The following is a 10,613-nucleotide window of genomic DNA, read 5'->3' as shown; positions in this document are numbered from 1 at the left end:
CCAGGTGGTGGAAGAATAAAAAAGAAACCGGGAACTCAAGAGCTATCTTGGTGGGATTATCGAAACCACTACATTACCCCGGAATTATACTGCGACTTAAAAAACATAATCAATAGAAATAAAGACTGTACTTTTTTTCTCATTTCGGGCGGTGTGGGTGCATTTCTTTATACAGATTTATGCGACTCAATCTCATCACATGATGAAGTAGCATCTCAAATTGGCTGCAATGTTGTAAGTATGATGCACACTATATTGATTAGTAGTCTTGCTAAAAATGGAATTAAAGTTTCCCCTCATGAGGTTGATATAGACAAGGTCAATGAAGCTCAATCATCCAATCACTCATGTTATTTTATCAAGCCTTGCATTAATATTATGTCAACGGATAGTCTTGCTGCACATACGGCTCATTTTATTAAGGCTGACATGATTGTCTATCTTAAAGAAGGAGCGCCAACTTATCACATTGGATTTGATGTCCCTATGAAAATAAACAAGTGGAAAATAAATGACATTAAATCAAAAGCAAATACATACAATGGCAACTATATTATTGATGACGAGGCATTAAACATCATCAAGGAGAACTCGATAAAAACCATAATAACAAATCCAGATATGTTCTCTCACTTCAACCATAATGTTGATAATTATGGTTTTGGTAGTTCCGATAATTACACAGAGGTAATTGTATGATTTTTTCAAACAAAGATATCCTTGAGCACTTGGATAAAAACCACATTGTTATTTCAGGTTTCATTGAAGAATGCATGAGACCTTCAAGCTATTTATTAAGGATCGATAGTAAGCTTTTAAAAATGAAAAAATCAGGCTCTATGATTGACACTAAGTCAACAGATACCTCGTTGTTTTTTGATGAGGTGATAATGGATAATGATGGACTAGTTCTAAAACCTGGTGACTTTGTCCTTGGTTCCTCTATAGAAAAGATATCATTAAACAGCTCTATTTGTGGGGATTTATACCAGTTATCTTGCTACGCAAGAATTGGCCTGAATATTAACTTCAGTTCATGTCATGTAGCAGCTACATTTGGAGTGAATAAACCATCTTCAATTACATTCGAGATATCTAATCAATCTCAAAATGAAATAAAAATTTATCCTGGTGTAAAATTTTGCCATCTACGTTTCCATAAACACCTCACACCATCGACTCTATTATACACTGGTATTTATGCTGAGAAGGATGATGCAATGGCTTCAAACTTTGCAATAAAACCCGCCAAATAAATCGCATTGTGTTCGTTAAAAACTATTTTCAAATGCAAATACTCCCCCAGTCTAATATATTCTACTGGGGTGGGTATTTATCTCGCCGCCTGATCCACCAGATAGAGGATGCTGTGATAGGGAATGCCGGCATGCTGGCTAAGCCCCATTTCGCAGGTACGGCTATTGCTGAATCCCTGACGGCAATCCCTGGGCACCTGGGCAGGCAGGCTGGCAAGCGCCGCGGCGTTGAGCTCCGGGGTCATCAGCCCCTTGTCGCCGGCAAAGCCGCAGCACTGGATATGCTCAGGGATTATCACCTCCCGGGCACAGGCGCGGGCCACCGCCAGCATCTTATCGCCGAGCCCCATGCGCCGGCTGCTGCAGGTGATATGGAGCATCACTGTCTCATCGATGGGAGTCAGCTCAAGATGGGGCAGCAGGTGTTCCAGCACAAAGGTAGCGGGCTCAAACACCCGAAGGTCCTTGCCGAGCGCCCCCGACAGCAACCGCTGCACGCAGGGGCTGGTGTCGAGCAGCACGGGCCAGCGCCCCTGCTCGCTTGCCTGCCACAGGGCCTCGGCCAGCTCAGTACGCTTGGCTTCCGCTACCTCACTCATCCCCTTGCTGTCATAGGGCATGCCGCAGCAGAGCCCCTCGATACCTTGCGGCACTATGACCCGGCAACCCGCCTTCTTGAGCAGGGATTGCACCACGTCCGGCAGTGACGGGGCTTCCTCCTGCTGGCCGAACACCCGGCTGGCACAGGAAGGCAGATAGACCACGGCGCGATCCCTCGCTTCGTCATTGCCCCCCTCCCCTTGTGGCCACTGGTAGCGGCTCGGCCCTGGCAGGGTGGGCAGCCAGGCGGGCGTGCACTGGCCGCTCAGACGGCGAACCCCGTTCACCAACCCTGCCAGCGCCTTGTCTCCCAACACCTTGCCGGCAATGGCTTTGAGGCCGAGGGCCCCACGGGCCGTGCGGGTGACGCCGGCGAAGTGATCGGCGCTCCAGCGGGCGATGGGCACAAAGCGCCGGTACTTGTCAGCGCGCAACTTCTTGATAAGGCTGCCGGTGTTGATGCCCACCGGGCAGCGATCGGCGCAGAGCCCGGTCGCGGCGCAGGTGTCGATGCCCTGATAGTCAAACAGCCGGACCAGCTGGTTGGAGGGCTCATCGGCACGATTGCGGCGGGCCAGTTCGCGATAGAGCACGATGCGCTGGCGCGGCGAGAGCGACAGGGTGCGCGAGGGGCAGACCGCCTCGCAAAAGCCGCATTCGATGCACGGATCGACGATGGCATCGCTCGCCGGCATGGGTTTGAGGTGGGCCAGGTGAGCCTTGGGGTCGTCGTTGATGATGACGCCGGGATTGAGCAGGCCATCGGGGTCGAGCAGCGCCTTGATGCGGCGCATCAGCGCCATTCCCTCCGGCCCCCATTCCAGTTCCACATAGGGGGCCATGTTGCGGCCGGTACCGTGCTCGGCCTTGAGGGACCCGCCAAAGCGCACGGCGACGAGCTCCGCCACCGCATCCATAAAGGCGCCGTAGCGGGCCACCTGGGCCGGATCCTCGAACCCCTGGGTAAAGACGAAGTGCAGGTTCCCCTCCAGGGCATGGCCAAAGATGATGGCCTCGTGATACTCAAACTCGTCGAACAGTTGCTGCAGCCCCGCCACCCCCTCCGCCAGACGCTCGATGGGAAAGGCGACATCCTCGATGATGACGGTGGTGCCGGTGGTGCGCACCGCCCCCACCGCCGGGAAGAGCCCCTTGCGAATGGCCCAGAGCCCGGCGCTGTCGCTGGTAAAAGGTACAGAGGCGACCTGAACGAACTCGGTAGCCATGGCCGTCACCTGCTCGCAGCGATCCACCAGCTCCTCTTTCGATTCCCCATGCACCTCCACAAGCAAGGCGCAGGCAGCCAGGTCCAGCACCTTGATAAAGTCCGGCAGGCCGGGCTTGCCCGCCACCGAGCGAAGGGATCGCCCATCCATCAACTCCACCGCCGCCACTGGCGCGCTTTTCAGGCATGAGGTGGCCAGACACGCCTGCTCCGCGTCCCGAAACACCAGCAGGGCCGAGGCCTTGTGGGGGTATTCCGGCACAGTGTCGAGCACCACCTCGGCGATAAAGCCGAGGGTCCCCTCCGAGCCGATCATCAGGTGGGTGAGGATATCGACGGGGTCCTCATGGTCGAGCAGGGCATTGATGGCGTAGCCCGTGGTGTTCTTGAGCCGGTACTTGTGGCGAATTTTGGCGGCAAGCTCGGCGTTCGCCAGCACCTCGGCGCGCAGGGCGGCAAGCCCCGTGAGCAGCTCCGGGCGTTTGGCCGCAAAGGCGGCGCGGCTGTGGGGATCGCCGCTCTCCAGCACGGAGCCATCAGCCAGCAGCAGGGTCATGGCGTGCAATGTGTGATAGCTGTTGTGGGCGGTGCCGCAGCACATGCCGCTTGCGTTGTTGGCGGCGATGCCGCCCAGCTTGCAGGCGTTGATGGAGGCGGGATCCGGCCCAATCTTGCGCCCCAGAGGCGCCAGATAGCGGTTGGCATCGGCGCCGATCACCCCGGGTTGCAGGGCAATGCGCGCACCCTCGTCCAGAATGCGGTGACCGCGCCAACTGTCGGTCAGGGTGATGAGCACCGAATCGCTCAGGGCCTGGCCCGAGAGGCTGGTGCCGGCGGCGCGAAAGGTGCACGGCAGGTGCAATTCGCGGCATACCCCTAGCACGAAGCGCACCTCATCCAAAGAGTCGAGGCGCACGATGCGCTCGGGCACCAGGCGGTAGAAGCTGGCGTCCGTGCCGTGGGCCAGGCGAAGATCAGGGTCGCTCACCAGCCGCTCCGGCGGGATGCGCGAGAGCACGGCGGCGTCAAATTCATTCCAGCGCATCAGCAATCCTCCACCAGCACCACCAAGAGGCGGCTCGGGCCATGGGCGCCGTAGGCCAGGGTCTGCTGGATGTCGGCGGTCTTGGAGGGGCCGGAGACCAGCAGCAGATTGGTGGGCATGGCCTGCTGCCAGCGCCCGGCCGCCACCAGCCCCGCCAGGTTGTCGGAGATGGTGGAAGCCGCCAGCAGCGCGATATGGCAGGGGGGCACAAGCGAAACAGTGCGCGGCTCGCCGCCATCCGGCAGCAACACGAGCGTGCCGGTATCGGCGATGGCGCCCGCGCAGTGGGTGATGCCCGCCTGACAGACGTCGAACAGATCGTCCTTCCAGCTCGCGAACTCGCCAGAGGGGGTCAACACAGAGCGCCCGGCGCAGGCGGCCGCGACCGCCTCCTGCCAACGGCCGCCCTGGCCACAGGCCAGATGCGTCATGCCTTCTTCATCCAGCCAGGCGGTCAGCTCCCGGGCAAGGTTTGCCTCCTTGACGGTGAGGATCTCGGCGTGGCTGGCGGTGATCATGCCAAGGAAACGCTCGCGCCGCGCGTTGTCATCTACCCCGCGCCAGGGCTGCCAGGCGTGCGGGGCGTGGGCAATGGGGGTGGCGGCGCCGCGCAGGCGGTTCAAGATAGCCTCTTTGCTCGACATCTCAGGACTCCTTCTTCTTCTGGCGCAGCAGGGCGTGCAGGCTCTGGGGGGCGGGTTTGGGGGCCTCGCGGCACTGGGTCCAGGGGCCCAGGTGTTTGGGCATCAAGCCCCGCAGGCGACCGGCCACACCGGTCGCGGCGTGATAGAGGCGCGGATGGGTGGCGGCAAAGGCAAAGCCCTGCATGGCCAGGGTCTCGAGCCGGCTCCTGGCCGCCCCCTGCCCCGCCAGCGGTTCGTGACCGGGCTCTGCGTCGTGTTTGGCCTCCCGGCGCAGGCGCTGCAACATGTCGGGAATGGGGATGCGCACCGGGCACACCTCGCCGCAGGCGCCGCACAGGCTCGACGCCGTCACCAGATCCTGGGTGCTGTCGAGCCCCAGCAGGTGGGGGGAGATGATCTTGCCGATGGGGCCCGGGTAGATGGTGCCGTAGGCGTGACCGCCGATGCGGGTGTAAACCGGGCAGTGGTTCATGCAGGCGCCGCAGCGGATGCACTGCAGGGTCTTGCGCAGCTCCTCATCCCGGTAAGCCTGGCTGCGGCCGTTGTCGAGCAGCACCAGGTGCACCTCGTCCGGGCCGTCCAGCTCCCCTGCCCGGCGCGGGCCGCTGATGACGTTGAAGTAGGTGGTGATGGCCTGGCCGGTGGCCGAGCGGGTCAGGGCGCTGTAAAGCGGCGGTACGTCGCTGAAATATTCCACCACCTTCTCGATGCCGGTGATGGCCACGTGGACCTTGGGCACAGTCGTGCACATGCGCCCGTTGCCCTCGTTCTCGACGAGGCACAGGCTGCCGGTTTCGGCCACCGCGAAGTTGACGCCGGAGAGCCCCATGCCAGCGCGGCGAAACTCTTCGCGCAGGGCCCGCCGCCCGGTCTGGATCAGGGCGTCCACGTCCGTGGTGGGGGTGAAGCCCTCCAGGTTGCTTGCGAAGGTATCGCTCACCTCCTGCTTGTTCTTGTGGATGGCGGGCATGATGATGTGGGACGGGGTGTCACCGTCGAGCTGGACGATAAACTCCCCCATGTCGCTCTCGAGGCATCGGATGCCGTGGCGCGCCATCTCGTGGTTGAACCCCACCTCCTCGCTCACCATGGACTTGCCCTTGACGATGGAACTCACCCCATGCTGCTGGGCGATGCGAAGGATGATGGCGTTGGCCTCGGCCGGCGTCTGGGCCCAGTGCACCCGGATGCCGTTGCGCTCGCAGTTGGCTTCGAGCTGCTCCAGGAGTTCCGGCAGGCGCGAGAGGCAGCGCTGGCGGATCTGCTCGGCCGCATCGCGCACCGCCGCTTCTTCCTGCGGGTCGGCGAAGGCGTCCCGCCGCTTGGCGCGCAGGTAATCCATGGCGCCACGAAAATTCTGGCGCAGCACGGGGTCGGCCAGGGCCGCCTCGGCCTGGGGATGGAAGCGGCGCGGCGAATACTTGGCGTGATCACTCATGATGGGCCCCCTGTTTTTGCGCTTGCAAGCTCTGAGCCACCGGCTCGCTATGGGCGAGCAGGAAGCTCGCCAGATGGGTGGCAGGGAGCGTCTTGCCCTGATAGGCCAGGGATCCCTTGATGTTCAGGAGGCACCCCCAGTCGGCGCTCACCAGGGTGTCCGCGCCGGTGGCCAGCAGGTGGCGGGTCTTGTCTTCGACCATGGCCTGGCTGATGTGGGGGTGGCGCACCGAGAAGGTGCCGCCAAAGCCGCAGCACTCGCTCTCGTAGGCCTGCTCGTGCAAGGTGACGCCCTCGAGCTGCCCCAGCAGGCTGCGGGCCGTGGTGTGCACCTGCATCTCGCGCCGGGCCGAGCAGGAGGTGTGCATGACGATGCTCGCCTCCCCCACGGCGCGCCAGCGTACCCGGCAGACCCGGGCCAGAAACTCGGTGAGCTCGAACACCCGTTCGCAAAACGCTGCCACCTCGGAGCTGTCCGGGAAGAGGCGAGCATAGTGATGGTGCATCATGCCGCCGCAGGAGCCCGACAGCACCACCACCGGCCAGGGCTCGGGGAAGAGCGCCATCTGGCTTTGCGCCACCTTGCACGCCTCCTCCTCGTGACCCGAGGTGTAGGCCGGCTGGCCGCAGCAGGTCTGCTTCTCGACAAAGTGCACCCTTATCCCTTCCCGCTCGATCAGGGCGATGGCATCGAGCCCCGCCACCGGGTCGAACAGGTCCACCAGACAGGTGGCGTAGAGATAGACATCGGCCGGCTTGGCCGGATAGACCCGCATTACCTTCATCACTTGCTCTCCTTTACTTCAACTGCAGCAGTGCGTCCGAGACGTGGAAGCTGTACATGAGCGCCAGCCCGATAAGGCCGGTGGCCAGCAGGTAGTAGAGGGTCGGCAGCGCGGTCTTGCGCAGCGTCGCCCCCTCACGGCCGAGCAGCCCCACGGTGGCCGAGGCCGCCACCACGTTGTGGATGGCGATCATGTTGCCGGCCGCCGCACCCACGGCTTGCAGCGCCAGCATGGCGGCGGTGGAGACGCCGAGGGTCTGGGCCACCTCGAACTGGAACTGGCTGAACATCATGTTCGACACCGTGTTGGAGCCGGCGATAAAGGCCCCCAGCGCGCCGATTGTGGCGCTGAGCGCCGGGAAGAACTCCCCCACCAGCCCTGCGGCAAAGTTCGCCGTGGTCACCGGCATGCTGGCGAGATCCGCCCCGTTGACGCCGGAGTTGATGAAGATGCGCACCATGGGCACGGTGAAAATCAGCACGAAGCCGGCGCCGATCAGGGTGCGGCTCGACTCGCTCACGGCGCGGCCGAGGGGGGCCAGGGCGCGGGCCTGAATGAGGGTGGCGAGCAGGGCGCAGAGCACCAGCAGGCCCCCCGGCAGGTAGAGCGGCTCAATCGACGCGCTCACGCCCTTCTCACCCAGGAGATCCGTGAAGGCGAGGCTCACCGACAACAGGCTTGCCTTGAACTCCGGGCTCACCCGGCTGGCCACCAGCAGGAGCGCCAGCGCCACATAGGGGAGCCAGGCCAGCAGCAGGGACATGGGGCGGCCGGCGGCCTCTTTGAGATCGAGCTTGAGGGATCCCAACCACTCGGCAGGCCACTCCTGCTCGGGGGCGAAATCCCAGGTGTTCTTCGGCACCAGAAAACCGTGGCGCGCCGCCGTCACCACCAGGGCCAGCCCCACCAGACCGCCGATGAGGGACGGGAACTCGGGGCCGAGCAGCATGCCGGTGAGGGCATAGGGCACGGTGAAGGCGAGCCCCGCGAAAATCGCGAACGGCAGGATGGAGAGCCCCTCGGTCCAGCTGCGGTTGCGGCCAAAGAAGCGGGTCAGCATCATTACCATCAGCACCGGCATCAGGGTGCCGACGGTGGCGTGGATGAGGGCCACGTTGGTGGTCACCTGCTGCAGGTAGATGTCCCAGCTGCTGCCGCCGGCGCTCAGGGTGTGGCCGATGGCCTGGTTATCCAGCCCCTTGTTGATGCCCACCAGGATGGGGGTGCCCACCGCACCAAACGACACCGGGGTGGACTGGATCATCATGCCGAGCAGCACGGCGGCGAGCGCCGGGAAGCCGATGGCCACCAGCAGGGGGGCGGCGATGGCCGCCGGGGTGCCAAACCCTGAGGCTCCCTCGATAAAGGCACCGAAGCACCAGGCGATGATGATGGCCTGGATGCGCCGGTCCGGCGAGATATTGGTGAAACCGCCGCGGATCGCGGTGATGGCACCGGTGTGTTTCAGGGTATTGAGCATCAGGATGGCGCCGAACACTATCCAGAGCACGGTCACCGTGATGATGAGCCCCTGCAGGCTGGAGGCGAGCACCCGGGTCGGGCTCATCTGCCAGCCCCAGAGGGCGATGAATACGGTCAGGATAAAGGCGATGGGCATGGCGCGCTTGGCGGGCCAGTTGAGGCCGACCAGCAGCACGGCGGCCACCACGATCGGCGAGAAGGCCACCAGGGCCAACAGGGTGTCTGTCATCATTGCATCCTTGTCCAGAGGTCGTGCGACGGGCGCACCTTGTTGTTGTTTTGTTAAGCGAACGTGACCTTACCCTGTTCCTTTTTCGCGATATATGGAAATAATGAACAACATTCATTCCTAAAATCGACAAATATGGCCAGTACCGACGACCTCATTCTCTTCGCCCAGGTGGTGGAGGCAGGCTCCTTCAGCAAGGTGGCCGAACAAAATTCCCTGACAAATTCAGTGGTTAGCAAACGGATCGGGCGCCTGGAAGAGGAGCTCGGGGTGCAGCTGCTCTATCGCACCACCCGCCGGCTGACCCTGAGCGAGGCGGGCAAGGAGCTCTATCAGGGTGCCAAAAATGTGAAGGCCGCCGCACTGGACGCCTTCGATGCGGTGGCGGGATTTGGTGAAAAGGTGAGCGGTCACGTGCGAATGTCGGTGCCCACCATCTCGGGGGAGCTGCTGCTCGCCGACGCCGTGGCCGATTTTTGCCAGCAGCACCCCGGGCTCACGGTGGAGATGTCGCTGGACAACCGCTTCGTCAACCTGGTGGAAGAGGGGTTCGATCTGGTCATTCGCACCGGCTATCTGGATGACTCGAGCCTGATTGCCCGCCACATCCTCGATTCCCAGTGGGTGATCTGCGCCGCCCCCGCCTACGTGCGCCGCTTCGGGGCGCCGCGCGAGCCATCAGACTTGCTCACCCACAACTGCCTGCGCTACGCCTACCAGAGCACGGGGGCCTCGGAGTGGGCCTTCAAGGGGGAACAGGGGGACTATCTGTTGTCAGTGTCGGGGAGCTTTTGCACCGACAACGCGGGGGCCCTGCGCAAGGCGGCGCTGGGGGGGCGCGGCATCGTCTATGTGCCGCGCTGTCTCGTCTATCACGACCTGATGAACGGGGATCTGGTGGATTTGTTTCCGGACCGGGTGGGCAAGAAGCTCGGCATCTACGCGGTCTACCCCTTCACCCGCCAGCCGCCGCGCAAGATAAGGCTGCTCATCGAGCACATCCGCCAGCGCTACCTCGACATCGCTCACTACTTCGTGTGAGCAGGCTCTCGGCAACGCCTGGAGTCAGGCGGCAGGCTGCGTCCCCGCCTGACGGGAGAGAAACGCCAGGGATTGGCGGTTGAAGTGATCCGGCTGCTCCACGTTGCAGACGTGGCCGCACTTCTCGATGATCTCGAGCCGGCTGTAAGGATCGCGAGCCACCTGTTCGCGCACCGGGGCGAGGAACATGTGATCCTCCTCCCCCATCACATAGAGGGTGGGAATGGGCAGGGCCCGTTCGCGGAAGTAGCGCATTAGTGGATTTACCTCGGTGGCGAGACGGAACCAGCGCTTGAACTCTTTCTGGCAGAGCTTTCGGGCCTCGCGCACGAAGAGGTTGCGGGACTCCTGATGGCGCTGGCGCGGCATGATGATGAAGGCAAACAGGCGGTAGAGCCACATGTAGGGCAGGATGTGCTGGCCGAGGCGACCAAGCTGCACCAGCACCCGGGAGCGGATGTCGAGGCGCAGGATGGCGCCGCCCAGCACCATGCTCTTGACCCGCTCCGGGCAGAGCTCCGCCAGGTGGCGGATGAGGATGGTGCCGAGCGAAATGCCGACGAAGTGGGCATGGGGGATGCGCAGGTGATCCAGCAGACGCAGGATGTCCTCGGTCACCGCCCGGAAGCTGTAATGGCCCTTCACCACCTGCTGCAGCTGGTTCGACTGGCCGTGGCCGCGCAGGTCCAGCAACAGCACGTTGAAGTGCTCCCGGTAGGCGCGCAGCTGCTTGAACCAGATGGAGGAGCTGCCGCCCGCGCCGTGCACGAACACCACCCAATCCCGATCGGGACCCAGTTCAAAGGTCTTGTGGTACAACATCTCATGGGCTCCCGGGGTGATGGGGGGTATACTCGCCGCGCATATTA

The 10,613-nt window shown here is 62.0% G+C and carries 9 protein-coding genes; 3 read left to right on the top strand and 6 right to left on the bottom strand.

From position 1 onward, the window contains the following. Together J9885_RS06120 and J9885_RS06115 are read left to right on the top strand one after the other, a co-directional pair. Positions 1-699, top strand: a 699-nt coding sequence (locus J9885_RS06120) for a hypothetical protein (RefSeq protein ID WP_210548449.1), incomplete at its 5' end; no start/stop codon positions are given. Beyond that, positions 696-1,256 (top strand): hypothetical protein, encoded by a 561-nt coding sequence (locus J9885_RS06115; protein ID WP_210548448.1) that lies wholly within the window; start codon positions 696-698, stop codon positions 1,254-1,256. The genes J9885_RS06120 and J9885_RS06115, both read left to right, overlap by 4 nt. A gap of 77 nt (positions 1,257-1,333) precedes the next feature. Here J9885_RS06115 and J9885_RS06110 read toward each other — a convergent pair whose 3' ends face one another. The 5 genes from J9885_RS06110 to J9885_RS06090 are packed head-to-tail and all read right to left on the bottom strand — an operon-like array spanning position 1,334 to position 8,703. Beyond that, on the bottom strand, positions 1,334-4,126 hold the full coding sequence (locus J9885_RS06110; RefSeq protein WP_210548447.1) for an FAD-binding and (Fe-S)-binding domain-containing protein: 2,793 nt from the start codon (positions 4,124-4,126) through the stop codon (positions 1,334-1,336). Continuing rightward, positions 4,126-4,770 carry an LUD domain-containing protein gene (locus J9885_RS06105; protein ID WP_210548446.1) on the bottom strand — a complete coding sequence of 215 codons (645 nt, stop codon included), beginning with the start codon at positions 4,768-4,770 and terminating at the stop codon, positions 4,126-4,128. Before J9885_RS06105 ends, J9885_RS06110 begins: the two co-directional genes overlap by 1 nt. A gap of 1 nt (position 4,771) precedes the next feature. Continuing rightward, entirely contained in the window at positions 4,772-6,208 is a 1,437-nt protein-coding gene (locus tag J9885_RS06100; protein ID WP_210548445.1) for a LutB/LldF family L-lactate oxidation iron-sulfur protein, read from the bottom strand. Continuing rightward, positions 6,201-6,992 carry a (Fe-S)-binding protein gene (locus J9885_RS06095; protein WP_210548919.1) on the bottom strand — a complete coding sequence of 264 codons (792 nt, stop codon included), beginning with the start codon at positions 6,990-6,992 and terminating at the stop codon, positions 6,201-6,203. The genes J9885_RS06100 and J9885_RS06095 overlap by 8 nt, the downstream gene beginning before the upstream one ends. A 13-nt stretch (positions 6,993-7,005) precedes the next feature. Further along, positions 7,006-8,703 (bottom strand): L-lactate permease, encoded by a 1,698-nt coding sequence (locus J9885_RS06090; protein WP_210548444.1) that lies wholly within the window; start codon positions 8,701-8,703, stop codon positions 7,006-7,008. A gap of 63 nt (positions 8,704-8,766) precedes the next feature. Between J9885_RS06090 and J9885_RS06085 the strand changes: the two genes are divergently transcribed. After that, positions 8,767-9,744: a LysR family transcriptional regulator gene (locus tag J9885_RS06085; RefSeq protein WP_210548443.1), complete on the top strand. Its 978-nt coding sequence runs from the start codon at positions 8,767-8,769 to the stop codon at positions 9,742-9,744. 24 nt (positions 9,745-9,768) lie between these two features. Here J9885_RS06085 and J9885_RS06080 read toward each other — a convergent pair whose 3' ends face one another. Continuing rightward, entirely contained in the window at positions 9,769-10,566 is a 798-nt protein-coding gene (locus J9885_RS06080) for an alpha/beta fold hydrolase (RefSeq protein ID WP_210548442.1), read from the bottom strand. Between the last annotated feature and the right edge of the window lie 47 nt (positions 10,567-10,613).

Source organism: Aeromonas sp. SrichE-2G (genome assembly GCF_017939565.1).
Classification (GTDB): domain Bacteria; phylum Pseudomonadota; class Gammaproteobacteria; order Enterobacterales; family Aeromonadaceae; genus Aeromonas; species Aeromonas taiwanensis.
This window is presented reverse-complemented; position numbering and strand designations above follow the sequence as displayed.